At 66.2% G+C, this 26,489-nt stretch carries 23 protein-coding genes; 14 read left to right on the top strand and 9 right to left on the bottom strand.

Translation table 11 applies throughout. From position 1 onward, the window contains the following. Nucleotides 1–20: 20 nt before the first annotated feature. Nucleotides 21–695, top strand: coding sequence for a RadC family protein (radC, locus tag M6E97_RS23665; RefSeq protein WP_003096559.1), 675 nt, complete (start codon nt 21–23; stop codon nt 693–695). Nucleotides 696–957: 262 nt separating this feature from the next. On the opposite strand, the gene M6E97_RS23660 is transcribed toward radC, so the two are convergent. Next, the gene (locus tag M6E97_RS23660; protein ID WP_003096557.1) at nt 958–2,538 is read right to left on the bottom strand and encodes an ABC transporter substrate-binding protein; all 1,581 of its coding nucleotides are present in this window, start codon (nt 2,536–2,538) and stop codon (nt 958–960) included. A gap of 355 nt (nt 2,539–2,893) precedes the next feature. Between M6E97_RS23660 and rpmB the strand changes: the two genes are divergently transcribed. Both rpmB and rpmG read left to right on the top strand, forming a co-directional pair. Beyond that, complete coding sequence (rpmB, locus tag M6E97_RS23655) at nt 2,894–3,130, top strand: 50S ribosomal protein L28 (protein WP_003096556.1); 237 nt, start codon at nt 2,894–2,896, stop codon at nt 3,128–3,130. An 11-nt stretch (nt 3,131–3,141) separates the two neighbouring features. Then, nucleotides 3,142–3,297 carry a 50S ribosomal protein L33 gene (gene rpmG, locus M6E97_RS23650; RefSeq protein ID WP_003096555.1) on the top strand — a complete coding sequence of 52 codons (156 nt, stop codon included), beginning with the start codon at nt 3,142–3,144 and terminating at the stop codon, nt 3,295–3,297. A gap of 136 nt (nt 3,298–3,433) precedes the next feature. Here the strand turns inward: rpmG and M6E97_RS23645 are convergent, their stop codons facing one another. After that, nucleotides 3,434–3,796 carry a cupin domain-containing protein gene (locus tag M6E97_RS23645; RefSeq protein ID WP_003096551.1) on the bottom strand — a complete coding sequence of 121 codons (363 nt, stop codon included), beginning with the start codon at nt 3,794–3,796 and terminating at the stop codon, nt 3,434–3,436. 65 nt (nt 3,797–3,861) lie between these two features. Then, entirely contained in the window at nt 3,862–5,196 is a 1,335-nt protein-coding gene (locus M6E97_RS23640; protein ID WP_033939528.1) for an aspartate aminotransferase family protein, read from the bottom strand. 229 nt (nt 5,197–5,425) lie between these two features. Here M6E97_RS23640 and M6E97_RS23635 point away from each other — a divergent pair, with 229 nt between their 5' ends. Both M6E97_RS23635 and M6E97_RS23630 read left to right on the top strand, forming a co-directional pair. Then, complete coding sequence (locus M6E97_RS23635) at nt 5,426–6,919, top strand: aldehyde dehydrogenase (RefSeq protein ID WP_003098285.1); 1,494 nt, start codon at nt 5,426–5,428, stop codon at nt 6,917–6,919. 146 nt (nt 6,920–7,065) lie between these two features. After that, on the top strand, nt 7,066–8,229 hold the full coding sequence (locus tag M6E97_RS23630) for an MFS transporter (RefSeq protein ID WP_003136250.1): 1,164 nt from the start codon (nt 7,066–7,068) through the stop codon (nt 8,227–8,229). A 3-nt stretch (nt 8,230–8,232) separates the two neighbouring features. Here the strand turns inward: M6E97_RS23630 and M6E97_RS23625 are convergent, their stop codons facing one another. From M6E97_RS23625 to dadR, 3 genes are all read right to left on the bottom strand, one after another. Then, complete coding sequence (locus tag M6E97_RS23625) at nt 8,233–9,822, bottom strand: phospholipase D family protein (protein WP_023092762.1); 1,590 nt, start codon at nt 9,820–9,822, stop codon at nt 8,233–8,235. Nucleotides 9,823–9,907: 85 nt separating this feature from the next. Then, nucleotides 9,908–11,227 (bottom strand): NAD(P)/FAD-dependent oxidoreductase, encoded by a 1,320-nt coding sequence (locus M6E97_RS23620; RefSeq protein WP_004364667.1) that lies wholly within the window; start codon nt 11,225–11,227, stop codon nt 9,908–9,910. A 176-nt stretch (nt 11,228–11,403) separates the two neighbouring features. Beyond that, nucleotides 11,404–11,892, bottom strand: a complete 489-nt coding sequence (gene dadR / locus M6E97_RS23615) for a transcriptional regulator DadR (RefSeq protein WP_003096535.1) — start codon at nt 11,890–11,892, stop codon at nt 11,404–11,406. Between the two features lie 153 nt (nt 11,893–12,045). Between dadR and M6E97_RS23610 the strand changes: the two genes are divergently transcribed. The 9 genes from M6E97_RS23610 (at nt 12,046) to M6E97_RS23570 (ending at nt 21,729) form a co-directional block, all read left to right on the top strand. Next, a complete protein-coding gene (locus M6E97_RS23610; protein ID WP_033939531.1) occupies nt 12,046–14,613 on the top strand; it encodes a YdbH domain-containing protein in 2,568 nt (855 codons plus the stop codon). 20 nt (nt 14,614–14,633) lie between these two features. Further along, nucleotides 14,634–14,825: a YnbE family lipoprotein gene (locus tag M6E97_RS23605; RefSeq protein ID WP_003096523.1), complete on the top strand. Its 192-nt coding sequence runs from the start codon at nt 14,634–14,636 to the stop codon at nt 14,823–14,825. Nucleotides 14,826–14,837: 12 nt separating this feature from the next. Continuing rightward, complete coding sequence (locus tag M6E97_RS23600) at nt 14,838–15,182, top strand: YdbL family protein (protein ID WP_003096521.1); 345 nt, start codon at nt 14,838–14,840, stop codon at nt 15,180–15,182. A gap of 356 nt (nt 15,183–15,538) precedes the next feature. Continuing rightward, the gene (gene dadA, locus M6E97_RS23595; RefSeq protein ID WP_003098274.1) at nt 15,539–16,837 is read left to right on the top strand and encodes a D-amino acid dehydrogenase; all 1,299 of its coding nucleotides are present in this window, start codon (nt 15,539–15,541) and stop codon (nt 16,835–16,837) included. Beyond that, nucleotides 16,812–17,165, top strand: a complete 354-nt coding sequence (locus tag M6E97_RS23590; RefSeq protein ID WP_003098273.1) for a RidA family protein — start codon at nt 16,812–16,814, stop codon at nt 17,163–17,165. The genes dadA and M6E97_RS23590 overlap by 26 nt, the downstream gene beginning before the upstream one ends. Nucleotides 17,166–17,255: 90 nt before the next feature. Beyond that, the gene (gene alr, locus M6E97_RS23585) at nt 17,256–18,329 is read left to right on the top strand and encodes an alanine racemase (protein ID WP_033939533.1); all 1,074 of its coding nucleotides are present in this window, start codon (nt 17,256–17,258) and stop codon (nt 18,327–18,329) included. Between the two features lie 150 nt (nt 18,330–18,479). After that, nucleotides 18,480–19,028: a cupin domain-containing protein gene (locus M6E97_RS23580; RefSeq protein ID WP_003096513.1), complete on the top strand. Its 549-nt coding sequence runs from the start codon at nt 18,480–18,482 to the stop codon at nt 19,026–19,028. A gap of 203 nt (nt 19,029–19,231) precedes the next feature. Continuing rightward, nucleotides 19,232–19,660, top strand: coding sequence for a c-type cytochrome (locus M6E97_RS23575; RefSeq protein WP_003096511.1), 429 nt, complete (start codon nt 19,232–19,234; stop codon nt 19,658–19,660). 209 nt (nt 19,661–19,869) lie between these two features. After that, on the top strand, nt 19,870–21,729 hold the full coding sequence (locus M6E97_RS23570; RefSeq protein WP_073654507.1) for an acetyl-CoA hydrolase/transferase C-terminal domain-containing protein: 1,860 nt from the start codon (nt 19,870–19,872) through the stop codon (nt 21,727–21,729). A gap of 7 nt (nt 21,730–21,736) precedes the next feature. On the opposite strand, the gene M6E97_RS23565 is transcribed toward M6E97_RS23570, so the two are convergent. From M6E97_RS23565 to rep, 3 genes are all read right to left on the bottom strand, one after another. Continuing rightward, complete coding sequence (locus M6E97_RS23565; RefSeq protein ID WP_003110452.1) at nt 21,737–22,309, bottom strand: xanthine phosphoribosyltransferase; 573 nt, start codon at nt 22,307–22,309, stop codon at nt 21,737–21,739. 163 nt (nt 22,310–22,472) lie between these two features. Further along, a complete protein-coding gene (locus M6E97_RS23560; RefSeq protein WP_003096506.1) occupies nt 22,473–24,191 on the bottom strand; it encodes a ubiquinone-dependent pyruvate dehydrogenase in 1,719 nt (572 codons plus the stop codon). Between the two features lie 133 nt (nt 24,192–24,324). Beyond that, nucleotides 24,325–26,334: a DNA helicase Rep gene (gene rep / locus M6E97_RS23555; RefSeq protein ID WP_003110454.1), complete on the bottom strand. Its 2,010-nt coding sequence runs from the start codon at nt 26,332–26,334 to the stop codon at nt 24,325–24,327. Nucleotides 26,335–26,489 lie beyond the last annotated feature (155 nt).

The raw sequence follows: 26,489 nt of genomic DNA, 5'->3' as shown, positions 1-26,489 counted from the left end.
GGGCTCGATGGGGAAAGCGAATGAGCATCCGCGATTGGCCCGAAGCCGAACGGCCTCGGGAGAAGCTTCTGGAGCAGGGCGCGGCGGCCCTTTCCGATGCCGAGCTGTTGGCGATCTTCCTGCGCACGGGAGTGACCGGTTGCAGTGCGGTCGAGCTGTCGCGGCGGCTGTTGAGCGAGTTCGGCGGGCTGCGTGCCCTGCTCGAGGCGGACCTCGCCTCGTTCTGCGGCCATCTCGGGCTCGGCGTGGCCAAGTATGCGCAATTGCAGGCCGTGCTGGAGATGGGCCGGCGCCACCTGGCCGAGCGCCTGCGTCGCGATTCGATACTGGAGAGCCCGCAGGCGGTGCGCGACTATCTCAAGGCGCGCCTGCGCCACGAGCAGCACGAGGTGTTCGCCTGCCTGTTCCTCGACACGAGGCACCGGGTCCTGGCGTTCGAGGTGCTGTTCCAGGGCAGCATCGATGGCGCCAGCGTCTACCCGCGCCAGGTGGTCAAGCGCACCCTGGCGCACAACGCGGCGGCGCTGATCCTGACCCATAACCACCCTTCCGGCGACGCCCGTCCGAGTCTCGCCGACCGCCAGCTCACTGCGCGCCTCAAGGAAGCCCTGGCGCTCATCGATGTGCGGGTGCTCGACCACTTCATCATCGGCGACGGCGAGCCTCTGTCGCTGGCCGAATACGGTTGGCTGTGAGCGTTCGGCGAAGGGCCCAGCCCAGGCGCCGCTCGATGCCCGCCAGCAGGCGCCGGCGGGTCAGCCCGCTGACCGGGCGGATCGCCAACCAGTAGGGGGTGAAGCGCAGGCGGCTGGCGCGATCGGGGCAGAACACCCGGGTTTCCGTGTGCAGCAGGGTAGCGCCGGCGCGTCGATCAGCCGCTGATGGCGCTCGCTGAACTGCCAATGCGGCAGGTAGAGGCGGTCGAGATCCATCGCCGGGTTCTCCCGGGCGTGGCCTTCAGCGTTTCACGGCGACCCGCGAGAAATCCTGGCGACCGAACGGATTGACCTGGTAGCCCTGCACCTCCTGGCGGGTCAGGGCGAAGGCGGTCGGGTGGGCCAGGGGCAGCCAGAGCGCCTGTTCGTGGATCAGTTTCTGCGCCTGGTGGTACAGGCCGGTGCGTTGTTCCTGGCTGCTGGCGGCCTTGCCGTCGGCAATCAGCTTGTCCAGGCCGGGATCGCAATAGCGCGCGAAGTTGAGCCCCGACTTGACGCTGGCGCAGCTGAATTGCGGAGTGAGGAAGTTGTCCGGATCGCCGTTGTCGCCGGCCCAACCCATGAACAGCAGGTCGTGTTCGCCATTCTTGGCGCGACGGATCAACTCGCCCCATTCGATGACGCGGATGTTGGCCTTGATCCCGGCCTCCGCCAGGTCGGCCTGGAGCAGTTGGGCGCCGAGGCTCGGGTTGGGGTTGAGCAGGCTGCCGGACGGGCGGGTCCAGATGTTCAGCTCGGGAAGTTGCTTGCCAGCCAGCAGCTTGCGCGCCTGTTCGGGGTCGTGCGGGTAGGCGGGAATATCCCTGGCATAGCTCCAGGTGTTTGGCGGATAGATGCCGGTGGCGGCACTGGCGCTGCCTTCGAATACCGCCTGCAGGTAGCTGGTGCGGTCGAAGGCCAGGTTGATCGCCTGGCGCACCTTGGGATCGTCCAGCGGCGGATGCTGGGTATTGAGGGCGACGAAGGCGGTCATGAAGGCCGGCGTCTGCTCGACCTTCAGGCTGGCGTCCTTGCGCGCGCTCTCCACGTCCAGCGGCTTCGGCGACAGGGCGATCTGGCATTCGCCGCGGCGCAACTTCTGCAGGCGCACGTTGGCGTCCGGGGTAATGGCGAAGATCAGCGCGTCGACCGCCGGCTTGCCGGCGAAGTACTCGGGGTTGGCGGCGTAGCGCACCACCGCGTCCTTCTGGAAGCGCTTGAACACGAACGGCCCGCTGCCGATCGGCGCGGTGTTGAGCTTTTCCGGGGTTCCGGCCTTCATCAACTGGTCGGCGTACTCCGCCGAATAGATGGAGGCGAAGCCCATGCTCAGCATCGGCAGGAAGGTCGCGTCGGGGTGGTCGAGAACGATCAGCACCTGGTGGTCGCCGCTTTTCTCCACCCGCTTGATCAGCTCCGGCAGTTGCATCGACTGGGCGTGCGGGAAGCCGTTCTGCGCCACCTTGTGCCAGGGATTGGCCGGATCGAGCATGCGCTGGAAGCTGAACACCACGTCGTCGGCGTCGAGCGTACGGCTCGGCTTGAAGTAGGCGGTGCTGTGGAAGTGCACGCCCTGGCGCAGGTCGAAGCGATAGCTCAGGCCGTCGTCGGACACCGACCAGCGCTCGGCCAGCGAGGGCACCACCGTCCCCTTGCCGGCGTCGAACTCGACCAGGCGATTCATCAGCACATCGGCCGAGGCGTTGGTGGTGGTCAGCGAGTTGTACTGGACCACGTCGAAGCCCTCGGGGCTGGCCTCGGTACACACACTCAAGGTGGCAGCGGCGGCGGGCTGGGCGAGCAGCAGGGGGGCGAGGAACAGGGAGAAAGCGGCGAGGCGCATGACGGGCTCCATTCGAACGGTTAACATGCCCATCCGCAGCGGTTGGGCGCAGTCATGCAAGGCCGTTGGCGGCCTTGAATCGCTACCCTAGACCATGCGGCGGGCAGCGACAACGAGGCAAGGCGACGAACGGCCGCGGTGCGAAGCCCGCAGCGAGGCGGGCCGCGGCTGCGCCATGGGCCTTCGCCCTTGCGGCGCGGGGCGCCTTTCTGATATAAAGCTGCGCTCTTTTCTGGGGCCACGCTCTCCTTCGTCGGGATGCAGCGGGTAAGACCCCGGTGAAACTGAGTATCGAACTTGAGTTAAAGCAGCCAACCCATGCCGGGTTGGGCATGAGGTTATAGAGGGCTGAGGCATGTCTAGAGTCTGTCAAGTAACCGGTAAGGGTCCGGTTACCGGGAATAACATTTCCCACGCACACAACAAAACCCGCCGCCGTTTCCTGCCGAACCTGCAGCACCACCGTTTCTGGGTCGAGTCCGAGAAGCGCTTCGTACGTCTGCGCGTTTCCGCCAAGGGCATGCGTATCATCGACAAGCGTGGCATCGAGGCCGTCCTGGCTGACCTGCGTGCCCGCGGCGAAAAATTCTAAGGAGCTGAATCATGCGTGAATTGATTCGTCTGGTGTCCAGCGCCGGTACCGGCCACTTCTACACCACCGACAAGAACAAGCGTACCAAGCCTGAGAAGATCGAGATCAAGAAGTACGATCCGGTCGTTCGTCAGCACGTGATCTACAAGGAAGCCAAGATCAAGTAATTGATCCGGCACCTTGCGAAAAGCCCGCCATCCGGCGGGCTTTTTCATTTCCGGCGTACGAACTCCCGGGCTGGCGCACAAAAAAGCCCGCCAGGTGGCGGGCAAGGGTAACAAGCATTCGGGATGAAGCCGGGGCTCAGGCCTTGGCTTCGAAGATCACATAGACCTTGCGACAGGCTTCGAGCACTTCCCAGGTGCCCTGGAAGCCGGCGGGGATCACGAAGCGGTCGCCGGCGCGCACGGTCTTGGCGTTGCCGTGCCGGTCGCGCAGCACCGAGACGCCCTGGATGATCTCGCAGTACTCGTGTTCGGTGTAGTTCACCGTCCACTGGCCCACGGCGCCTTCCCAGATACCGGCGTTGAACTGCCCGCAGGGGCTGCCGTAGTGGTTGCGCACGCTCTGTTTCGGGTCGCCCTTGAGGATTTTCTCCGGCGCCGGGCTGTAGTGTTCCGGAGCGCTGTTGGCCTGGGCGAAGTCGACGATCTGTTCGATGTTCATGCTGACTCTCGGTTCTTGTGGTTCTGGCCAGTTGGAGGCAGGGCGGCGCCAGCCGCCCGCCTGGATCAGACGCTGGCGCGGATGGCCTGGGCCAGGCGCTCGACGATCTGGTCGATGTGGGGCTTGTCGATGATCAGCGGCGGCGACATGGCGATGATGTCGCCGGTCACCCGGACCATCAGGTCGTGCTCCCAGAAGCAGCGCTCGAAGACGTCGTAGCCGCGCTTGCCGGGGCCGTTCGCGTGCGGCGCCAGTTGCACGCCGCCGACCAGGCCGACGGCGCGGATGTCGACCACGTTGGGCAGGTCGCGCAGGCTGAACAGCGCGTCCTGCCAGTAGCCTTCCAGTTCGACGGCCCGCTGGAACAGGTCGTCGCGACGGTAGATGTCCAGGGTCGCCAGGGCGGCGGCGCAGGCTACCGGATGGCCGGAATAGGTATAGCCGTGGAAGAACTCGATGGCGCCCTGCGGGCCTTGCATGAAGGCGGCGTGGATCTTCTCGTCGACGAATACGGCGCCCATCGGGATGCTGCCGTTGGTCAGCCCCTTGGCGCAGGTCAGCAGGTCCGGGACGACGCCCCAGCGCTGCGCGGCGAAGGCTTCGCCGACGCGGCCGAAACCGGTGATCACTTCGTCGAAGATCAGCAGGATGCCATGCTTGCGGGTGATCTCGCGCAGCCGCTGAAGGTAGCCCTTGGGCGGCAGCACCACGCCGGCCGAGCCGGACATCGGCTCGACGATCACCGCGGCGATATTCTCGGCGCCGTGCAGGGTCACCAGGCGTTCCAGCTCCTCGGCCTTTTCCGCGCCATGCTCGGGCAGGCCGACGGTGAAGGCGTTGCGGGCGACGTCCAGGGTGTGCGGCAGGTGGTCGACCCCCGGCAGCAGGTTGGCGGAGAAGGCCTTGCGGTTGTTGACCATGCCGCCTACCGACAGGCCGCCGAAGCCGACCCCGTGGTAGCCCAGTTCGCGGCCGATCAGGCGGGTGCGGGTGCCCTGGCCGATGGCGCGCTGGTAGGCAAGGGCGATCTTCAGCGCGGTGTCCGCCGATTCCGAGCCGGAGTTGGTGAAGAACACTTTGTTCAGGCCCGGCGGGGCGATTTCCGCCAGCCGCGCGGCGAGTTCGAACGGCAGCGGGTGACCCATCTGGAACGGCGGGGCGTAGTCGAGGGTGGCGATCTGCCGGGCCACCGCTTCGCTGATCTCGCGCCGGCCGTGGCCGGCATTGCAGCACCAGAGGCCGGCGGTGCCGTCGAGGATGCGGCGCCCGCCCTGGGCGATATAGTGGATGCCTTCGGCGCTTTCCAGCAGGCGCGGCCGCGCCTTGAACTGGCGGTTGGCGGTGAAGGGCATCCAGAAGTTGTCGAGGCTGCTCGACTGCGGCTCGTTATTCATTGTCATAGGGCCACCCAGGTTGCACGCGAGGGATGAAGACGCTAGTCCGGGCGAGTCTATGTTTAAAATAATGAACGTGACAAGGGAGTTAGAGGGGTTCCTGTCAAATATATTGAAAACAGGCGCTGCTCTGGTTTAGGGTGGCGGACACCACGGGCCGCGCGCCCGCCTTGCAGAATCTGACAGCGCGCCTGTCTCCCAGGCGCCCAGAACACCAATAAGAGGACACGTTGTCATGACCACCCTGACCCGCGCCGACTGGGAAGCCCGCGCCAAAGACCTGAAGATCGAAGGCCGCGCCTTCGTCAACGGCGAATACAGCAACGCCGCCTCCGGCGAGACCTTCGATTGCCTGAGCCCGGTGGATGGCCGCTTCCTGGCCAAGGTCGCCAGTTGCGACCTGGCCGATGCCGAGCAGGCGGTCAAGGTCGCTCGCAATGCCTTCGATTCCGGCGCCTGGTCGCGCCTGGCGCCGGCCAAGCGCAAGCAGACGATGATCCGCTTCGCCGATCTGCTGCTGGAGAACGCCGAGGAGCTGGCCCTGCTGGAAACCCTGGACATGGGCAAGCCGATCAGCGACTCGCTGCACATCGATGTCGCCAGCGCCGCCAACAGCCTGCGCTGGAGCGCCGAGGCGATCGACAAGATCTATGACGAAGTCGCCGCCACTCCCCATGCCGAGCTGGGCCTGGTGACCCGCGAGCCGGTCGGCGTGGTCGCCGCCATCGTGCCGTGGAACTTCCCGCTGCTGATGTCCTGCTGGAAACTCGGTCCGGCCCTGGCCACCGGCAACTCGGTGATCCTCAAGCCCTCCGAGAAGTCGCCGCTGACCGCCATCCGCATCGCCCAGCTGGCCGTCGAGGCCGGCATTCCGAAAGGCGTGTTCAACGTGCTGCCGGGCTACGGCCACACGGTAGGCAAGGCGCTGGCACTGCACATGGATGTCGACACCCTGGTGTTCACCGGTTCGACCAAGATCGCCAAGCAACTGATGGTCTATGCCGGCGAGTCGAACATGAAACGCGTCTGGCTGGAGGCTGGCGGCAAGAGCCCGAACATCGTCTTCGCCGACGCCCCGGACCTGAAGGCCGCCGCCGAAGCCGCTGCCGGCGCCATCGCCTTCAACCAGGGCGAAGTCTGCACCGCCGGTTCGCGCCTGCTGGTGGAGCGCTCCATCAAGGACAAGTTCCTGCCCCTGGTGATCGAGGCCCTCAAGGGCTGGAAGCCGGGCAACCCGCTGGATCCGGAAACCAACGTCGGCGCGCTGGTGGACACCCAGCAGATGAACACCGTGCTGTCCTACATCGAGGCCGGTCACAACGACGGTGCCAAGCTGGTTGCCGGCGGCAAGCGGACCCTGGAAGAAACCGGCGGCACCTACGTCGAGCCGACCATCTTCGACGGCGTGACCAATGCAATGAAGATCGCCCGTGAGGAAATCTTCGGCCCGGTGCTCTCGGTGATCGAGTTCGAGGATGCCGAGGAGGCCGTGCGCATCGCCAACGACACGCCCTATGGGCTGGCGGCGGCGGTCTGGACCAGCAACCTGTCCAAGGCGCACCTGACTGCCAAGGCCCTGCGCGCCGGCAGCGTCTGGGTCAACCAGTACGACGGTGGCGACATGACCGCTCCGTTCGGCGGCTTCAAGCAGTCGGGCAACGGTCGCGACAAGTCGCTGCACGCCTTCGACAAGTACACCGAGCTGAAGGCGACCTGGATCAAGCTCTGATCGCCTAGGTCGGCCCTTCCGGGCCGGCTCTCTCGAGCCACACCCGCGGCCGGGTTTCCTTCTGGAAGCCCGGCCGCTGTGCTTCGTGCGCCGGATATATCCGCTCGCCCCGGCAAGGCTTCCGGGGTGCCAACGGGAGAATCGCAATGCGTTGGGGAAGCTATTTCGCCGTCTGTTCCGCAGTCATTAGTATCGGCCTCGCCCTTGGCCTGACCATGCCGCTGGTCTCGTTGCGCCTGGAGAGCTGGGGCTACGGCAGTTTCGCCATCGGCGTGATGGCCAGCACGCCGGCAGTGGGCGTGCTGCTCGGCGCGATGATCGCCGGGCGCCTCGCCGCGCGCGTCGGTACGCCGCGGCTGATGCAGTTGTGCCTGCTCACCGGGGCAGCCTCCATCGGCCTGCTGGCACTGCTGCAGAGCTACCCGGTATGGCTGTTGCTGCGCCTGCTGATCGGCGTGCAGCTCACCGTGGTGTTCATCCTCGGGGAAAGCTGGATCAACCAGTTGGCGGTGGAGAAGTGGCGTGGCCGGCTGGTCGCGCTGTACGGCACCGGCTACGCCCTCAGCCAACTGTCCGGGCCGGTACTGCTGACCTTCATCGGTACCGCCGACGACCGTGGCTTCTGGTTCGGCGTCTGCCTGCTGATTGCTGGCTCGTTGCTGCTGCTGGGCCGCGGCGGTGCGCCCAGGGTCGATCCGCACAGCGCCTCCGGGCGCGGTTTGTGGGCCTTCTGCCGGGGCCTGCCGGCGATCGCCTGGGCGGTGGTGTTGTTCGCTGCCTTCGAGGCGATGATCCTCACCCTGCTGCCGATCTACGGGTTGCGCCAGGGCTTTCCGCAAGCGGTGGCGCTGGCCATGGTCAGTACCGTGGTGGTGGGCGATGCATTGTTGCAGTTGCCGATCGGCTGGCTCGCCGACCGGGTCTCGCGCAGCGGCCTGTTCGGCGGCTGCGGCCTGGTGCTGCTGCTGAGCAGCCTGGCGATTCCCCTGCTGCTGCAGACGCCGTTGATCTGGCCGCTGCTGGTGCTGTTCGGGGCCAGCGCCGGCGGGTTGTTCACCCTGGCGCTGATCCTGATCGGCGAGCGCTACCGAGACGATGCCCTGGTCCGGGCCAATGCCCATGTCGCGCAGCTATGGGGCATCGGCTGCCTGCTCGGCCCGCTGGCCACCGGCGCCGCCAGCCAGTGGATCAGCGGTCACGCCCTGCCGTTGATGATGGCGCTCGGCGCGGCGGGCTTCGTGGTGCTGGTGCGGCTGCGCGGGGCGATTCCGGCGGACGAGGAGGCAACCGGCCTGGAAGCCTCCGAGTGACCCTCAGAGCATCTTTTCCAGTCCGATCATTCCCGCGACCCAGGCGTTCAGGCGTCGCCACAGGCTACCCGGCTCGTGGCGCAGGACCTGGGCCCGGCCGTCGCGTTCGTCGATCCAGACCAGCTTCGGCCGGCTGCCGCTGCGGTCGATGCGAACCTGGTAGCTGACGCTCGGCGCCATGCCCTCCAGCGCCAGTTGGCGGACCTGCTCGGCCAGCAGCGGACTGTCGACGATGACCCCGACTTCGGTGTTCCACAGGATCGAGCGCGGATCGAAGTTGAACGAACCGATGAATACCTTGCGCCGGTCGAAGACCATCGCCTTGCTGTGCAGGCTGGCGCTGCTCGATCCGTGCAGGCGCCAGGGCGCGCCGCTCAGCGGCTGGTCGGGATTGGCGCGCAGCTCGTAGAGCTTAACGCCATGCTCAAGCAGCGCCATCCGATAGGGCGCGTAGCCGGCATGCACGGCGGGCACGTCGGTGGCTTCCAGGGAGTTGGTCAGCAGGCGCACGCGGACGCCGCTGTCGGCCTTGCCGGTGAGGTAGTTGAGACCGTCCTTGGCCGGAACGAAATACGCCGAGACCAGGATCAGTTCCTTCTGCACGCCCTTGAACAGGCCCGCCAGGTGCGGACTGAGCAATAGGTGCGGGTCGGGCTCGCCGCGGCTCAATACCTTCAGCGGCGCATCCCAGATCGCCTCGGCGCGTGCCCAGGTGAGATTCTCCAGCCAGTTGCCCAGGCGTGGCTGGTCGCCGCGGTCGAACAGGTGGCGGATGTAGCCGGACTCCTTCACCGACTCCTTGCGCAGGTAGCGCTGCAACTTACGTCGGGCCGACTCCAGTTCGCCGGGATAGGGCGCGCGCCAGAGGAAATCCTCGATCGGCCGGCTGATGGCGCTGTTCCAGTACTGGTCGAAGCTGTGCGAGAGCTGGTTGGCGATGGGGCCGACGCCGAGCAGGTCGAGGTCGGTGAAGTTCATCTCCGGTTTGGCGTTGAAATACTCGTCGCCGAGGTTGCGTCCGCCGACGATGGCCGCCGTGCCGTCGGCCAGCCACAGCTTGTTGTGCATGCGCCGGTGCTGCTGGGACAGGTTGAACAGGCGGCCGACGCCTCGCGTGATGCCGGTGGCGCGGCCCAGGTGCAACGGGTTGAACAGGCGCACCTGGATGTTCGGATGGGCGGAGAGCACACCGATCTCGTAGTCCCAGCCATCGCTGGCGGTGTCGTCGATGAGGATGCGTACCCGCACGCCACGGTCGGCTGCTTTGAGCAACTCGTAGGCGAGGGCGCGCGTGGTCAGTCCGTCGTGGACGATGTAGTACTGGATGTCGAGGCTGCGCTGGGCTGCGCGAATCAGCGCCGCGCGGGCGACGAAGGCATCCTCGCTGGCGCCCAGCAGGTGGAAGCCGGACTGGCCGGGGTGGTCGCGCCCCTGGACTTCGGCCTGCCTGGCCAGCCAGGTACCCTCGGCGGGCAGTGCCGACGACGGTTGCGGCGGAGGAGTGCTGGCGCAGCCGGAGAGGGCCAGGAGGGCCAGCAGGAGGAATCGGCGAAGCAAGGACATCTCCCGTGGAAACTCGAACGACCGGCTCATCCCGGTCGTGCGAATTCTAGGAGTTTTCCTCGGAAGAGCGATGCCCCGCCTGATTTTTTCAGAATCCGCCGAGCCTCGGATGGGCTCAGCTACCGAGTTTTTCCTTCAGCCGGTACCAGGCCATGCCCAGCGCCAGCAGTGGCGAGCGCAGCAGCTTGCCGCCGGGGAAGGTGATGTGCGGCACCTTGGCGAACAGGTCGAAGCCGTCGCTCTGCTGGCCGCCGATGGCTTCGGCGAGCAACTGCCCGGCGAGGTGCGTGGCGTTCACCCCGTGTCCGGAATAGGCCTGGGCGAAGTACACGTTGGGCTGCCCCGGCAGGCGGCCGATCTGTGGCAGGCGATTGGCACCGATGCCGATCATGCCGCCCCATTGGTAGTCGATGCGGACGTTCGCCAGTTGCGGGAATACCTCCAGCATCTTCGGACGCATGTAGGCGGCGATGTCGCTGGGGTCGCGGCCGGAATAATGGCAGGCGCCACCGAACAGCAGGCGGTTGTCGGCGGAGAGCCGGTAGTAGTCGAGGGCCACGCGCTGGTCGCACACTGCCATGTTCTGCGGCAGCAGTTGGCGGGCCAGTTTCTCGTCCAGCGGCTCGGTGGCGATCACGTAGCTACCGGCCGGCAGTACCTTGCCGCCGAGCAGCGGGTTGAGGTCGTTCATGTAGGCGTTGCAGCCCAGCACCAGGGTCTTCGCCCGCACCTTGCCGGCGGCGGTATGCACCTGGACTTCCGTGCCGTAGTCGATGCGCGTCACCGGCGAGCGCTCGAACAGGCGGACGCCCAGCGACTGGGCAGCGGCGGCTTCGCCGAGGACCAGGTTGAGCGGGTGCAGGTGGCCGGAGCCCATGTCCACCAGGCCGCCGACGTAGCGATCGGAGCCGACCACGCTGCGCATCTCCGCGGCCGGCACCAGGCGCATCTCGTGGCGATAGCCGAGGGCCTGGAGTTCCTCCATGTCCTCGCGGAAGCCCTGGTAGTCGCCGGGCTTGTTCGCCAGATCGCAGTAGCCCCAGCGCAGATCGCAGTCGATGGCGTATTGCTCGACCCGGCGACGGACGATCTCCACCGCCTCCAGGCCCATCAGCTTGAGTGCCTTCACGCCGTCGGCGCCGATCACCGGGAGGAACTGCTCGACGTCATGGCCGACGCCGCGGATCAACTGGCCGCCATTGCGCCCACTGGCGCCCCAGCCGATCCGGTGCGCTTCCAGCAGGACCACGGAGAAGCCGCGCTGGGCCAGTTCCAACGCCGTGTTCACCCCCGAGAAACCGCCGCCGACGACGCACACGTCGGCCTGCTCTTCGCCGGCCAGGGGTGGGCACTCGATGCGTCGGTTGAGCGTGGCGGCGTAGTAGGAGGGGGCGTGTTGGGCGGTATGCACCGGCTGGTGAACGCGGGCGTTCATGTGTGAAATCCTGATTATTATGTGTGGAAAATTTGACGGAGCATAAACGTCAGTCGAGGCGCTCGCCAAGGGCGAAAAAGGAAAAAAACTGCGAGGTGTTGCGGGGATCGTGTGCGGAAACGACGGTGTTTCCCGTCTATGCCGGGAGTCCTGGCGGACTCCCGGAGCGTGTCATGTCAATCCGGAACCGGTAGGTCGAGCGACTCCTTGACCTCTTCCATGACGATATAGCTCTTCGACTCGCGAACGTGCGGCAGTTTCAGCAGGATGTCGCCGAGCAGCTTGCGGTAGGACGCCATTTCCGAGATGCGAGCCTTCACCAGGTAGTCGAAGTGGCCGGACACCAGGTGGCATTCCAGCACATGGGGCAGCTTGAGCACCGCCCGGCGAAACTCTTCGAAGGTATCGCCGGACTTGTAGTCCAGGCTGATCTCGACGAACACCAGCAGGCTGGCCTTCAGATGCTGCGGATTGAGCCGGGCGTGGTAGCCCATGATCAGGCCTTCGCGCTCCAGGCGGCGCACGCGTTCGGTGCAGGGTGTGGTCGAGAGGCCGACGCGTTCGCCCAGCTCGGTGAAGGAAATGCGACCTTCCTCCTGCAGGATGCGGAGGATGTTGCGGTCGATCTTGTCCAGCTCGCGTTTGCTCTGATGCTGGGTACGCATGGATGGAGGCTCCCCGTCTGGCTCGGAAAATCCGGAAATTTTCCGCCAATATAACGTCGAAAGCAGGGAAAAACACTGGCCAGGGAAAACGCCTTGATCTTGCACGAGGGCCCCGCCACCCTTGGCCGGGTCGGCAACGGACAGAGGTAGGACATGCGTTTGCGCAGAAGGACGACGTTGCTGCTGGTATTTGCAGTGCTGTTGCTGCTGGCGTTCGGCTACGGCTGGCATGCCTGGCGCAGCCTGTTGCGCGAGCAGGGTGTCGAGCGCCTGGAGTGGCAAGGCCTGGGCCTGTCCGCCGAAGGCATCGGGCTGCGACGGCTGGCGCTGGAGCGGCGCGGCGCGGATGGCGCCAGACTGCGACTGGACGTGGAGCACGCGCTGCTGCGCTGGCCCGGGCTGTCGGGTTGGCGTCCGCGTCTACCCGGCCTGCGCGTGGAGCAAGTGGCGCTCGCCTGGCAACCGGCTGCCGCGAGTTCCGACGACGACTCCGCTGCGCTGGACTGGACGTCCCTGCGGGAGACCCTCGCCTGGCTGCCGGAACAGATCCACCTCGAACGCTTCCATCTCGACCTGCCTTGTCCCGCCGGCCGCTGCGAGCAGGAAGGCGGACTGGATATCGGCCGCCCGTCGGGAGCGCTGTTTCCGCTGGCTGCGCAACTGCGCCTGCAACAGGAGGCGCAGCAGGCCCAGCTCGACGCCCAGCTCTTCGAGGAGCCTACCGGCTGGCGCCTGCGTGCGCGCGCGCAACTCGACCGGCAGGCGCTGCTGACGCTGGACAGCCAGCTCGCGCCGTCCGATGGCGACGGCCTCTGGCAGGGGCGCCTGGAGGCGCCCGGCCTGCCCGACACCCGTGGCCTGGTGGTCTGGCTCAATCGCTGGCTGCCGGAAGCGCAGCGCCTGCCCGACGCACCGCAAGCCCTGCGTCTGCAAGCGGACTGGACGATCCGCCTGGCGCCTGGCAGCGACTGGCTGGAGCCGCGCCGGGTGCTCGACGGCGGTGGCTCGGCGGCGCTGCTGGTGCAGGCTCCGCAAGCCTGGCCGCTGCCCGGTCTGGGTAATGTACAGGGCGAACTGCAAGTCCAACTGGATGGAGACGAGGGCGCCTGGTTGCCACGCCAGCTGCGCAGCGACTTGCGCCTGAGCCAGTTGCACGGCGAGTGGTTGCAGGCGCTGCCGGCCGAGTTGCGGCCGAGCGCGCTGGGCTTGCGCAGCGAGCCGCTGGAGCGCGATGCCGATAGCGTCACCGCGTTGCGCCTGGCGTTCGCCAGCGAGGGCGCGAGTACGCTGAAGCTGGAGGCGCGTCTCGACCTGCTGGGCATCTCGCCGTGGGCCGCCAGGCTGGTGGAGGGGCGCTTGCAGGTGGACGCGCCGCACCTGCAATACCAGGGCTGGAAAGCCGAGCGACTGGTCGCGGAGATTCCCCTGGAGGGCCGGCTGGACGGGCAGCGCGCCAACCTCTCCTTCGGCAGGGGCGCGCGACTGCAGGCGGCGTCCCTGGCCGAGCCGTCGACGCTGCACCTTGGCCAGCCCCGCCTCAATCTCGCCGGGACCGCTCTCGAACTGGCCTACCAGCCGCTGGCGCTGCATTTCGCCGGGCCGCTGCAGGCGCAGGTCGGACAACTCCGCCAGGCCAACCTCAAGCCGTTGGCCTGGACCTTCGAGGGGCCGCTCGACACCACCCTCGAGCGCACCAGCCTGAAGGGACGGCTGAGCAACGGTGCGGGGCTGGCGGCGGACATCCAGCTGCAGCGCGATGCGAAGACGCCCCTGGCACTCTCCGCCAAGCTGGCCGAGGTGTTCTTCCGTACCGGCAATCCGCTGGCCGCGACCCTCGCCGACTGGCCGGGGCTGCTCGAACTGGGCAATGGGCGCGCGACCGCCGCGGCCGGCTGGAAGCTCGACGCGGCGGGTGGCTCGTCCCTCGACCTGGACCTGACCCTGAAAGGCCTCGACGGTATCTACGACCGCAGCGAGCTGAAGGGGCTGGGCGGCAGCCTGGCCTTGCGCCTGCGCGGCGGTCAGTTGAGCCTGGACAGCCCCGGCCTGAGCCTGGCCGAGGCCAATCCCGGCCTGCCGCTGGGGCCGGTGAGTTTCCGCGGGCGCTACGAGGCCCCGCTTTCCGCGCCGGGCAGCGGCCGTTTGAGCTGGCAGACGTTGCAGAGCGGCCTGTTCGGCGGGCAGGCCTCGGTTCCCGCGGGGAGCATCCGCCTGGGTCAGGCCGAGCAGAAGTTCGCCTTGCGTATCCAGGGCATACAACTCGGCGAGATTTTCCGGGTCTATCCGGCGGAGGGCCTGGCCGGCGAAGGCACCCTGGACGGCGAACTGCCGCTGATGCTGAACCGCTGGAAGCCCAGCGTCTCCGGCGGCCAGGTCAAGGCCCGCGAGCCCGGCTACCTGCGCTTCCGCTCGGCGAAAATCGAGGCGCTGGGGCGCAGCAACCCGGGGATGAAGCTGGTCGCCGATGCCCTCGACGATTTCCACTACGACGTCCTGCAAAGCAGCGTCGATTATCATGAGAACGGCAAGCTGTTGCTCGGCCTGCGCTTGCAGGGCAGCAACCCGGACCTGGAGAAGGGGCGCCCGGTCAACCTCAACGTCAACCTGGAGGAGGATATCCCGGCACTGCTGACCAGCCTGCAACTGAGCGACCGGGTCAGCGAAACCATTCGCCAACGTGTGCAGGAGCGCATGCAGAAACGCAAGGCTTCGGCGCCATGAGCCATACAGGAGAACCCCCGATGCGCCTCTGCGCTCTATTCGCTGTCCTGCTGCTGGGCAGCCTGACGATGGCCTGCACGCCCACCGTGCAGCTGGCGGCTCCCAGCGAGCCGATCAACATCAATCTCAACGTGAAAATCGAGCACGAGATCTACATCAAGGTCGACAAGGCTCTGGACGGCATCATCAACGAGAACAGCGGCCTGTTCTAAAGGAGCGGATCCATGACAACCCGTAGCAAACTCGGTATCGCCCTGCTGGCCCTCGGCATCAGCCTTTCCGCCATGGCGATGGACCTCGGCCAGGCCATGTCGGCCCTTGGCGGCGCCAAGGCCCAGGGCCTGGTCGGCGAGCAGGCGGACGGTTACCTTGGCGTGGTCAGCAACAGCGGCCAGGCGGCGGACATCGCCGCGCAGATCAATGCCGCGCGGCGCGCCGAATACCAGAAGGTGGCCAACAGCAGCGGCGCTTCGCTGGCCGACGTGGAGGCCATGGCCGGCAAGAAGGCGATGGAGAAAACCCCTGCCGGGCAGTACGTCCAGGTTGGCGGCAAGTGGGTGAAGAAATAGCGCGAAGGCTCTGCGAGCGCTCTGGGACGCTGCTCCGATCGCAAGGGCCGGGCAGCGTCCGCGGGATTTTTCCTGTCGCGAGTGCTTCCCCCAGGGACTCCTGCCGTTTTCCATGGGTTCTGCGACAGGCTTTCCCGAAAAAGCGGCTCCCGGCCTGAGTTCGATCATTTAAATATGCGGTATTTTTCCAGTTTTATGGTGGATGCGCCTCGGTAAAACCCCTACTTGACCGGTTTTTTACCTGAGTAACCGCCTAAAATTGGTGATTATTTCTGCCTGCCTCTTCCTATACTGCGCGCATCTACACGCTCAAAATAACAAACGTCCGCGGTTCCTCCGCGACGTGGGAGGCGACAATGCGAGTTCTGGTCCTTGGCAGCGGTGTCATCGGTACCGCCAGTGCGTATTACCTGGCCCGAGCCGGGTTCGAGGTGGTGGTGGTCGACCGTCAGGACGGTCCCGCGCTGGAAACCAGCTTCGCCAACGCCGGCCAGGTGTCTCCCGGCTACGCTTCGCCCTGGGCAGCCCCGGGCATTCCTCTGAAGGCCATGAAGTGGCTGCTGGAAAAGCACGCGCCGCTGGCCATCAAGCTCACCTCCGATCCCAGCCAGTACGCCTGGATGCTGCAGATGCTGCGCAACTGCACCGCCGAGCGCTACGCGGTGAACAAGGAGCGCATGGTCCGCCTGTCCGAGTACAGCCGCGATTGCCTCGACGAACTGCGCGCCGAGACCGGCATCGCCTACGAGGGCCGCACCCTCGGCACCACCCAACTGTTCCGCACCCAGGCGCAGCTGGACGCCGCCGGCAAGGACATCGCCGTGCTCGAGCGCTCCGGCGTGCCCTACGAGGTTCTCGACCGCGACGGCATCGCCCGCGTCGAGCCGGCCCTGGCCAAGGTCGCCGACAAGCTGGTCGGCGCCCTGCGCCTGCCCAACGACCAGACTGGCGACTGCCAGCTGTTCACCACCCGCCTGGCGGAAATGGCCAAGGGCCTGGGCGTGGAGTTCCGCTTCGGCCAGAACATCGAACGCCTGGACTTCGCCGGCGACCGCATCAACGGCGTGCTGGTCAACGGCGAATTGCTCACCGCCGACCACTACGTGCTGGCCCTGGGCAGCTACTCGCCGCAACTGCTCAAGCCGCTGGGTATCAAGGCTCCGGTCTATCCGCTGAAGGGCTACTCGCTGACCGTGCCGATCACCAACCCGGAGATGGCGCCGACCTCGACCATCCTCGACGAGACCTACAAGGTGGCGATCACCCGCTTCGACCAGCGCATCCGCGTCGGCGGCATGGCGGAAATCGCCGGCTTCGACCTGTCGCTGAACCCGCGCCGCCGCGAAACCCTGGAAATGATCACCACCGACCTCTATCCCGAGGGCGGCGACATCAGCCAGGCGACCTTCTGGACCGGCCTGCGCCCGGCGACCCCGGATGGCACCCCGATCGTCGGCGCCACCCGCTACCGCAACCTGTTCCTCAATACCGGCCACGGCACCCTGGGTTGGACCATGGCCTGCGGGTCGGGTCGCTACCTGGCCGACCTGATGGCGAAGAAGCGCCCGCAGATCAGCACCGAAGGCCTGGATATTTCCCGCTACAGCAATTCCCCGGAGAACGCCAAGAATGCCCATCCAGCGCCAGCACACTAACGAACGTATGAGCCAGATCGTCGTCCACAACGGCACCGTCTACCTGGCGGGCCAGGTGGGCGAGGACATGTCCGCGGGCGTCGAGCAGCAGACCCGCGAGACCCTGGCGGCCATCGAGCGTCTGCTGGAAGAGGCCGGCACCGACAAGACCCGGATCCTCTCGGTGACCATCTACCTGAAGGACATCGACGCCGACTTCGAAGGCATGAACCGCGTCTGGGACCAGTGGCTGCCGCGCGGCGTCGCGCCGGCGCGCGCCACCGTCGAAGCCAAGCTCTGCGAGCCGGAGATCCTGGTAGAGATGTCGGTGGTCGCTGCGCTGCCCTGAGTTTTGTCTGGCCCGGCCGGAGAGCCGGGCTTTTTTTCGCCTGATGAAAGGTGCGCGATGCCGCACCTCGCTGAAGAGAGACCCGTCGCCATGCGCCCCGCCCGTGCCCTGATCGACCTGCAAGCCCTTCGTCACAACTATCGGCTGGCCCGCGAGGCCACCGGCGCCCGTGCGCTCGCGGTGATCAAGGCGGACGCATACGGCCACGGCGCGGTGCGCTGTGCCGAAGCGCTGGCGGCCGAGGCCGATGGCTTCGCCGTGGCCTGCATCGAGGAGGGCCTGGAGCTGCGCGAGGCCGGTATCCGCCAGCCGATCCTGCTGCTGGAGGGCTTCTTCGAGGCGTCCGAGCTGGAGCTGATCGTCGCCCACGACTTCTGGTGCGTGGTGCATTGCGCCTGGCAATTGGAGGCGATCGAACGCGCCAGCCTGGACCGCCCGCTGAACGTCTGGCTGAAGATGGATTCGGGCATGCACCGCGTCGGCTTCTTCCCCGAGGACTTCCGCGCCGCCCACGAGCGCCTGCGGGCCAGCGGCAAGGTGGCGAAGATCGTGATGATGAGTCACTTCTCCCGCGCCGACGAACTGGATTGCCCGCGCACCGAGGAACAGCTCGCCGCCTTCGCGACCGCGAGCCAGGGCCTGGAAGGCGAGATCAGCCTGCGCAATTCGCCAGCCGTGCTCGGCTGGCCGAAGGTGCCCAGCGATTGGGTACGTCCGGGCATCCTGCTCTACGGAGCCACGCCGTTCGAGCGCGCACATCCGCTGGCCGACCGCTTGCGCCCGGTGATGACCCTGGAATCGAAGGTGATCAGCGTCCGCGACCTGCCGGCCGGCGAACCGGTCGGCTACGGCGCGCGCTACAGCACCGAGCGTAGCCAGCGCATCGGCGTGGTCGCCATGGGCTACGCCGATGGCTACCCGCGGCACGCCGCCGACGGCACCCTGGTGTTCATCGACGGCAAGCCGGGGCGCCTGGTTGGCCGGGTATCGATGGACATGCTCACCGTCGACCTTACCGACCATCCCCAGGCCGGGCTGGGCAGCCGGGTCGAACTATGGGGCCCGAACGTGCCGGTCGGCGCCCTGGCGGCGCAGTTCGGCAGCATTCCCTACCAACTGCTGTGCAACCTGAAAAGGGTGCCGCGCGTCTATTCCGGGGCTTGAAAAAAACTTTCCGAATTCTTTGCGCAGGCATGTCGACCGATCTGTTGTAAATACTGAACAGTGTTGCCATGATACGGCCGACTTGGGGTCGCCAGCCGTGTGTGGCCTCGTTTTGCCTTGCCTGCCAGAAGAATAAGGAGGACTCCACCCTTGGACGTCGGTGCTCGTCTGCAAACCATCCGAAAGCTCAAAGGTCTTTCCCAGCGCGAACTCGCCAAACGGGCGGGTGTCACCAACAGCACTATCTCGATGATCGAGAAAAACAGCGTGAGCCCTTCCATCAGTTCGCTGAAGAAGGTGCTGGGCGGTATCCCCATGTCCCTGGTGGAGTTCTTCTCCCTGGACCTGGAGCAGGACAGCCATACCCAGGTTGTCTACAAGGCAGACGAACTGATCGACATTTCCAGCGGCGCGGTGTCCATGCGCCTGGTGGGTAAGGCGCACCCGAGCCGGGCGATCGCCTTCCTCGACGAAACCTACCCGCCGGGCTCCGACACCGGCGAGGAAATGCTCAACCACGAAGGCGAGGAGGCTGGGGTGCTGGTCGACGGGCGCCTGGAACTGACCGTTGGCAGCGAGACCTATGTGCTCGAGCGCGGCGACAGCTACTATTTCGAGAGCAACAAGCCGCACCGTTTTCGCAATCCCTACGATGTGCCGGCACGCTTGATCAGCGCCACCACGCCCGCAAATTTCTGACCTGAAGCACAAGACCCCGCCGGGCCCGAAGGGCGCCGGCCGACAAGGGGCATGCGGGGCTGCGACCTAATGCCGCAAGGCTTTGCGAGGGTGTGCAATTGTTTCTGCCGGGCTTTCTTTGCCGTTATACTTGCGCCCGCCCGCGCGGCCCGCAGTGATCGGTATCGTGCCCGGGTGTGATAAGCCACGATGAGGGTGTAAGGGTGAACCTGATTAAAAAAATGCTGGCGGCCCAAGCTGCCGTGTTGGCCCTGTGGGCTGTAAGCGCTCAGGCTACGACCACTGACGATGCGATCGCCAAGCGCCTCGAGCCGGTAGGCAAGGTCTGCGTACAAGGCAAGGAATGCGAAGGCGTCGGCGCCGTCGCGGCAGCCGCCGGTGGCGGCGGTGCGCGTTCCGGCGAAGACATCGTCGGCAAGACCTGCAACACCTGCCACGGCACTGGCCTGCTGGGCGCGCCGAAGGTTGGCGACAAGGCCGAGTGGGGCAAGCGCGCCAAGGAGCAGGGCGGCCTCGATGGCCTGCTGGCCAAGGCGATTTCCGGTATCAACGCCATGCCGCCGAAAGGCACCTGCGCCGATTGCTCGGACGACGAGCTGAAAGCCGCGATCAAGCATATGTCCGGTCTGTAACAACGCCGGGACAGTGTCGCGAAAAGCCGCCTCCTGGCGGCTTTTTCGTATCCGCGGTGCGGGTTTTTCCCGCTGGCGGATCGTCCCGCCGGCAAACAGGGTCCAAACTTCCGGCTACCCATTCGCCGGAGGGCATCGTCTTGAGCCGAACCTGTTCCATCGACGCCGCAGTCGATCACTTGCTGCAGACCATTGAGGGCCCGATCCGCATGGGCCTGCCCCTCGGGCTGGGTAAGCCCAACCGACTGGTCAATGCGTTGTACCAGCGCCTGCGGACCCTGCCGGAGCGCCAGCTGACGCTGTATACCGCGCTTTCCCTGGGGCGTCCCGCCGCTGGCGGCGACCTGCAGCGGCGCTTCCTCGAGCCTTTCGCCGAACGGGTCTTCGCCGACTACCCGGAGCTGGATTACCTGCACGCCCTGCGCCGCGACGAACTGCCGGCGAACATCCGCGTCGAGGAGTTCTACCTGCAGCCCGGCAGTCTGCTGGACAGCGCGCCGGCGCAGCAGCACTACATCAGTTGCAACTACAGCCACGTCGCCCGCGACATCAACGCCAAGGGCGTCAACGCGGTGGCCCAACTGGTGGCGCGGCATCCCGAGCGGCCGGGCAAGCTGAGCCTGGCCTGCAACCCGGATATCACCCTGGACCTCCTGCCGATGCTGGAGAAGCGTCGCGCCGCCGGCGAGACCATCGTCGCCATCGGCGTGGTCCACGATGACCTGCCCTACCTGCCGGGCGACGCCGAGGTCGAGGAGTCGGTATTCGACCTGCTGATCGACGCGCCGGCGGAAAGCAGCCGGCTGTTCTCCACGCCGAACATGCCGGTCAACCTGCAGGACCACTGCATCGGCCTCCACGCCAGCGCGCTGGTGCGCGACGGCGGGACCCTGCAGATCGGCATCGGCTCGATGGGCGACGCGCTGACCGCCGCCTTGCTGCTGCGCCAGCGCGACAACGCCACCTACCGGGCGTTGATCGACGAGCTGGGGGTGCGTGCGCGCTGGGCCGAGACGGTCGAGCGCGACGGCGGCCTGGAGCCGTTCCGCCGGGGGCTCTACGGTTGCAGCGAGATGTTCGTGCCGGGTCTGCTGGCGCTGGCCGAGGCCGGCGTGCTGAGCCGCCGGGTCTACCCCGACGAAGCGCGACAGCGTGCCGCCGAGCGCGGTGAGGCGCCGGTGGAGGGCGGGGTGTGGTTGCACGGCGGCTTCTTCCTCGGTCCGTTGGCGTTCTACCGGCGCCTGCGCGAGATGTCGCTGGAAGAGCGCGCCGGGATCGGCATGACCGGCATCGGCTTCGTCAACAACCTGTACCGCCAGGAAGAGCTGAAGCGCCTGCAGCGGCGCGACGCGCGCTTCATCAACAGCGCCTTCACCGTGACCTTGCTCGGCGCCGGGGTCGCCGACCAGCTGGAGGACGGCCGGGTGCTCAGTGGCGTCGGCGGGCAGTACAACTTCGTCGCCCAGGCCCACGAGCTGGAGGGCGCACGTTCGATCCTGATGCTGCGTAGCTGGCGCGAATCCGGCGGGGAAGTCAGTTCGAACATCGTCTGGCAGTACGCCCACACCACCATTCCCCGGCACTTGCGTGACATGGTGGTGACCGAGTATGGGATCGCCGACCTGCGCGGCAAGAATGACGCGGAAGTGATCGCCGCGCTGCTGGCCATCGCCGACTCGCGCTTCCAGCAGGCGCTGGCCGAGCAGGCCCAGTCGGCCGGCAAGCTGCCGAAGGATTTCGTCCTGCCCGAACGCTATCGCAACAATACCCCGGAGCGCCTGCAGGCCTTGCACCAGGCCCACGCAGCGGCGCTGCCGGAGTTTCCCCTGGGCAGCGATTTCGACGAGGTCGAGCAGGACCTGCTGCGGGCGTTGGGTTGGCTCAAGCGCAAGCTGAAGCTGAGCGAGATCCTCGAACTGGGCAAGGCGACCCTGGACGCGCCGGAGCCAGAAGCCTACCCGGCGCATCTGCGGCGCATGGATCTGGACGATCCGCAGGGGCTTCGCGAGGAACTCTACCAGCGCTTGTTGCTGGCCGGCCTGCGGGCCAGCCAGGAAGAGCGGGGCTGAGTGGCGCTCAGTCGAGGAACTCGACCTGGCCGCCTGCCAGCGATTTCACCCGGGCCAGGGACTCGACCCGGTAGCCTTCGCTTTCCAGCAGGGCGCGGCCATCCTGGAAGGATTTCTCGATGACGATGCCGAGCCCGGCGATGCTCGCGCCGGCCTGGCCGATCAGGTCGATCAGCGCCTTGGCGGCATGGCCGTTGGCGAGGAAGTCGTCGATCACCAGCACGTGGTCGTGGGCGTTCAGGTGCTTGGCCGAGATGGCGATGGTGCTCTCGGTCTGCTTGGTGAAGGAGAACACCTTGGAGATGTACAGGTTGTCCTTCAGGGTCAGCGACTGGTACTTGCGGGCGAAGATCACCGGGACGCCCAGCTCCAGGCCGGCCATGACCGCCGGGGCGATGCCGGAAGCCTCGATGGTGACGATCTTGGTGATGCCCTGGTCGCGGAAGCGCGTGGCGAACGCGTGACCGACCTGCTGCATCAGCTGCGGGTCGATCTGGTGGTTGAGAAAGGCGTCGACCTTGAGTACATGCTCGGAAAGGACGATGCCTTCCGAGCGGATTTTGTCTTTGAGAATGTCCACGGGTGGCTTCCTGCGAAGCGGCTGTCGCTGATGAAGCGCGGCATTGTACCGCCAGCCGGCGCCGCGCGCGACGTTCTCTCGGACGAGCGAACATGATCGAGCGGTCAGGAATCCGCGCCTGCCCGGCGCGGCCCCGTGGCAGGCGGGCCGCGCCGCTGCCGGCTCATTTCAGCAGGTTGTTCACCAGTAGCGTCTCGACGTCCTTGAAGCGCCCGCTGAGCACGGCCTTGGCGGCGTAGAGGGCGGTGTCGGCGACCTGGCCGAACTCGATCTTCGGCGGCATCACCAGCTCCGCAGGGTTGGTATGCACGTCCAGCAGCGCCGGACCGGGCTGGGCGAGGAACTCCTGCACCGCCGCCTCGAGATCCTCGGAGCGCGTCACCTTGCGTCCGTGGAAGCCGATCACCTCGGCGAGCCGGGCGAAGTCCGGGTTGAGCAGGTCGGTGTAGTTGTCCAGCAGGCCCTCGACCTTCTGTTCCAGCTCGACGAAGTTCAGCGAGGCATTGTTCAGCACCACTACCTTGATCGGCAGTTTTTCCTGGATGGCCGTCAGCAGGTCGCCGAGCAGCATGGCCAGGCCGCCGTCGCCGGAGATCGAGATCACCTGGCGCTCGGGGTAGGCCTTCTTCAGTCCCAGCGCCTGGGGCATGGCGTTGGCCATGGTGCCGTGGACCAGGCTGGTGAGGGTGCGGCGCTTGCCGTTGCTGTGGATGTGACGCAACAGCCAGACCATCGCCGAGCCGCCGTCGGCGGTGAACAGGGCGTCCTCGCTGGCGTGCTGGTCGAGCAGGCTGACCAGGTGCTGGGGGTGGATCAGCTCGCCCTTGCCGGCTTGCTCCTCTTTTTCCAGCGTCCGCAGCGAGCGCTCGCGGTGCTCCAGGCATTCGTCGAGGAAGCTGCGTTCCTCGCGGACTTCGAGCAGCGGCAGGAGCGCCTCGAGGGTGGGGATCACGTCGCCGACCACGCCGAGATCGACGGGGTGGCGGCGACCCAGGTGGCTGCCGTCGCGGTCGACCTGGATCAGGGTGGCCTTCTGCGGATAGAACTGCGCCCAGGCGAAGTCGGCGCCGAGCAGCAGGAGGGTGTCGCACTCGGTCATCATGTGGAAGCCGGACTCGATCCCGAGCATACCGGTCATGCCCATGTTGAAGGGGTTGTCGTACTCGACGAAGTCCTTGGCCCGCGACGTGTGCGCGATGGGCGCCTTGAGGCGGTCGGCGAGGGCCACCAGCAGGTCGTGGGCGCCCTGGCAGCCGGAGCCGGCGTAGATGCCGATCTTCTTGCCGTGGGCCAGCAGGCGGGCGATGTCCTGCAGTTCGGCGTCGCTGGGGCGCAGCACCGGTTGCGGGAAATGCACCGAGAACGGCAGGTCGTCCTTCACCGTGGCCTGGCTGATGTCGGCCGGCAGGATCACCACCGCCACGCCGCGCCGGTTGAGCGCCGCCTGGCAGGCCAGGGCCACCACCCGGCGCGCCTGTTCCGGGCTGTGCACCTGCTCGCAGAACACCGAGCAACTGGCGTAGACCGCCTTGAAGTCGACCTCCTGGGGAAACTCCATGCCCAGTTGCGGGGTGACGATCTGGCTGGCGATCAGCACCATCGGCGCGCGGTTGCGCTGGGCCTCGTAGACGCCGTTGATGAAGTGCAGGCTGCCCGGTCCGCAGGAGCCGGCGCAGGCGGTCAGGCGTCCGCTGATGTAGGACTCGGCGCCCGCGGCGAAGGCCGCCGCCTCTTCGTGGCGCACGTGGACCCACTGGATCTGGCTGCGATGGATGGCGTCGGTGACATGGTTGAGGGTGTCGCCGACGATGCCATAGCAATGGCGGACGCCGGCGGCTTCCAGGGTTTCCACGACGATCTCGGCGACTTTCTTGCTCGACATGAAGCTGTCCTCGAATGGAATTCGTTAGCTAGCTAATTTTGGTCGCGCGTGGAGCGGCAAAAGTTCCTCGCCCGAGGCTAGGCATCGGGCAAGACACTTTTGTGAAAATCGAGACAGTCGAGGCGCGGCGGGCTCAGCGCTTGAGCATGGCGCGGATGTCGGCGAGGGCGGCGTTGCCCTTGGCCGCCTTGACCTCTTGCGGGGCGTCTTCCATGCCTTCCCATTCGAGGTCTTCGGGGGGCAGTTCGTCGAGGAAGCGGCTCGGCGAGCAGTCGATGATCTCGCCGTATTGCTTGCGCTTGGCGGCGAAGGTCATCGCCAGGTTCTGCCGCGCGCGGGTGATGCCGACGTAGGCCAGGCGGCGCTCCTCTTCCACCGTGTCGGCCTCGATGCTGGAACGGTGGGGCAGGATCTCTTCCTCCATGCCCATGATGAACACGTAGGGGAACTCCAGCCCCTTCGACGCGTGCAGGGTCATCATCTGCACGCCTTCGGCGCCTTCCTCTTCTTCCTGCTGGCGCTCCAGCATGTCGCGCAGGACCAGCTTGGCGATGGCCTGCTCGATGGTCATGTCGCCTTCCTCGTCGCGCTCGAGGGTGTTCTTCAGTGCCTCGATGAGGAACCAGACGTTGCTCATGCGGAATTCGGCGACCTTGTCGCTGGAGGCGTTCTGCCGCAGCCAGTTCTCGTAGTCGATGTCCATCACCATGCTGCGCAGCACGGCGATCGGCTCGTTCTCCGCGCACTGTCGGCGGATACCGTCCATCCAGCGCTTGAAGCGTTGCAGGCGTTCGTGGAAACGGCTGTCGAGGTGCTCGGCCAGGCCCATCTCGTCGCAGGCGGCGTACATCGAGATCTTGCGCTGGGTGGCGTAGTTGCCGAGCTTCTCCAGGGTCGCCGAACCGATTTCCCGGCGCGGCACGTTGATCACCCTGAGGAAGGCGTTGTCGTCGTCGGGGTTCACCAGCAGGCGGAAGTAGGACATCAGGTCCTTCACTTCCTGGCGCCCGAAGAAGCTGGTGCCGCCAGAGAGCCGATAGGGAATCTGGTGGTGCTGGAGCTTCAGCTCCATCAGCTTGGCCTGGTGGTTGCCACGGTAGAGGATGGCGAACTCGCTGTACGGCCGCTCGGTGCGCAGGTGCAGGGTGAGGATCTCCATGGCGATGCGCTCGGCTTCGGCGTCCTCGTTGCGGCAGCGGATCACCCGGATCGGATCGCCGTGGCCCATCTCGCTCCACAACTGCTTCTCGAATACGTGCGGGTTGTTGGCGATGAGGACGTTCGCGCACTTGAGGATGCGGCTGGTGGAGCGGTAGTTCTGCTCCAGCATCACCACCTTCAGCGAAGGGAAGTCTTCCTTCAGCTGCATCAGGTTTTCCGGGCGCGCGCCGCGCCAGGCGTAGATCGACTGGTCGTCGTCGCCGACCACGGTGAACTGGGCGCGGTCCTTCACCAGCAGCTTGACCAGCAGGTACTGGCTGGCGTTGGTGTCCTGGTACTCGTCCACCAGCATGTAGCGCACCTTGTTCTGCCACTTCTGGAGGACGTCCGGATGTTCCTGGAACAGCTTCACCGGTTGCAGGATCAGGTCGTCGAAGTCCACCGCGTTGTAGGCACGCAGGGTGCGCTGGTAATGCAGGTAGACGATCGCGGCGGTCTGCTCCTTGGGGTTGCGGGCCTTTTCCAGCGCCTCCTCCGGAAGGATCAGGTCGTTCTTCCAGGCGCCGATGTAGTTCTTGATCTCGTCGACGCCGTCGTCCCCGGAATACTCCTTCTGCATGATGTCGGTCAGCAGCGCCTTGATGTCCGACTCGTCGAAGATCGAGAAACCGGGCTTGTAGCCGAGCCGCTCGTGTTCCTTGCGGATGATGTTCAGGCCGAGGTTGTGGAAGGTCGAGACGGTCAGGCCCTTGCCCTCGCCGCCGCGCAGCAGGGTGCCGACGCGCTCCTTCATCTCCCGCGCGGCCTTGTTGGTGAAGGTCACGGCGACGATGTACTGGGCGCGGATACCGCACTGCTGGACGAGATAGGCGATCTTGCGGGTGATCACGCTGGTCTTGCCGGAGCCGGCGCCAGCCAGGACCAGCAGGGGACCGCCGACGTAGTTCACGGCTTCTTGCTGCCGGGGATTGAGTCGGGACATAGGAACAGGCCGGAAGAGAGGGTTGAAGCGGGGGCGTATTCTAACAGGCTGGCTGGCATCCGCGAGAATTAGCGTGCAAGCTGTGACCGATCCCGAGATCGTTCACGCCATTTTGCTGTAGATTCCCTACCGCATTAGGATGATGCCGTTCGTTC

The sequence above is a fragment of the Pseudomonas sp. B111 genome, assembly GCF_026428275.1.
Classification (GTDB): domain Bacteria; phylum Pseudomonadota; class Gammaproteobacteria; order Pseudomonadales; family Pseudomonadaceae; genus Pseudomonas; species Pseudomonas aeruginosa.
Note: the sequence above shows the minus strand (reverse complement) of the source record. Positions and strands in the feature narration are given on the sequence as shown.

Coding starts and splice junctions, on each gene's coding strand:
- radC (WP_003096559.1), top strand. CDS start 21: ATGAGCATCCGCGATTGGCCCGAAGCCGAACGGCCTCGGGAGAAGCTT.
- M6E97_RS23660 (WP_003096557.1), bottom strand. CDS start 2,538: ATGCGCCTCGCCGCTTTCTCCCTGTTCCTCGCCCCCCTGCTGCTCGCC.
- rpmB (WP_003096556.1), top strand. CDS start 2,894: ATGTCTAGAGTCTGTCAAGTAACCGGTAAGGGTCCGGTTACCGGGAAT.
- rpmG (WP_003096555.1), top strand. CDS start 3,142: ATGCGTGAATTGATTCGTCTGGTGTCCAGCGCCGGTACCGGCCACTTC.
- M6E97_RS23645 (WP_003096551.1), bottom strand. CDS start 3,796: ATGAACATCGAACAGATCGTCGACTTCGCCCAGGCCAACAGCGCTCCG.
- M6E97_RS23640 (WP_033939528.1), bottom strand. CDS start 5,196: ATGACAATGAATAACGAGCCGCAGTCGAGCAGCCTCGACAACTTCTGG.
- M6E97_RS23635 (WP_003098285.1), top strand. CDS start 5,426: ATGACCACCCTGACCCGCGCCGACTGGGAAGCCCGCGCCAAAGACCTG.
- M6E97_RS23630 (WP_003136250.1), top strand. CDS start 7,066: ATGCGTTGGGGAAGCTATTTCGCCGTCTGTTCCGCAGTCATTAGTATC.
- M6E97_RS23625 (WP_023092762.1), bottom strand. CDS start 9,822: ATGAGCCGGTCGTTCGAGTTTCCACGGGAGATGTCCTTGCTTCGCCGA.
- M6E97_RS23620 (WP_004364667.1), bottom strand. CDS start 11,227: ATGAACGCCCGCGTTCACCAGCCGGTGCATACCGCCCAACACGCCCCC.
- dadR (WP_003096535.1), bottom strand. CDS start 11,892: ATGCGTACCCAGCATCAGAGCAAACGCGAGCTGGACAAGATCGACCGC.
- M6E97_RS23610 (WP_033939531.1), top strand. CDS start 12,046: ATGCGTTTGCGCAGAAGGACGACGTTGCTGCTGGTATTTGCAGTGCTG.
- M6E97_RS23605 (WP_003096523.1), top strand. CDS start 14,634: ATGCGCCTCTGCGCTCTATTCGCTGTCCTGCTGCTGGGCAGCCTGACG.
- M6E97_RS23600 (WP_003096521.1), top strand. CDS start 14,838: ATGACAACCCGTAGCAAACTCGGTATCGCCCTGCTGGCCCTCGGCATC.
- dadA (WP_003098274.1), top strand. CDS start 15,539: ATGCGAGTTCTGGTCCTTGGCAGCGGTGTCATCGGTACCGCCAGTGCG.
- M6E97_RS23590 (WP_003098273.1), top strand. CDS start 16,812: ATGCCCATCCAGCGCCAGCACACTAACGAACGTATGAGCCAGATCGTC.
- alr (WP_033939533.1), top strand. CDS start 17,256: ATGCGCCCCGCCCGTGCCCTGATCGACCTGCAAGCCCTTCGTCACAAC.
- M6E97_RS23570 (WP_073654507.1), top strand. CDS start 19,870: ATGGGCCTGCCCCTCGGGCTGGGTAAGCCCAACCGACTGGTCAATGCG.
- M6E97_RS23560 (WP_003096506.1), bottom strand. CDS start 24,191: ATGTCGAGCAAGAAAGTCGCCGAGATCGTCGTGGAAACCCTGGAAGCC.
- rep (WP_003110454.1), bottom strand. CDS start 26,334: ATGTCCCGACTCAATCCCCGGCAGCAAGAAGCCGTGAACTACGTCGGC.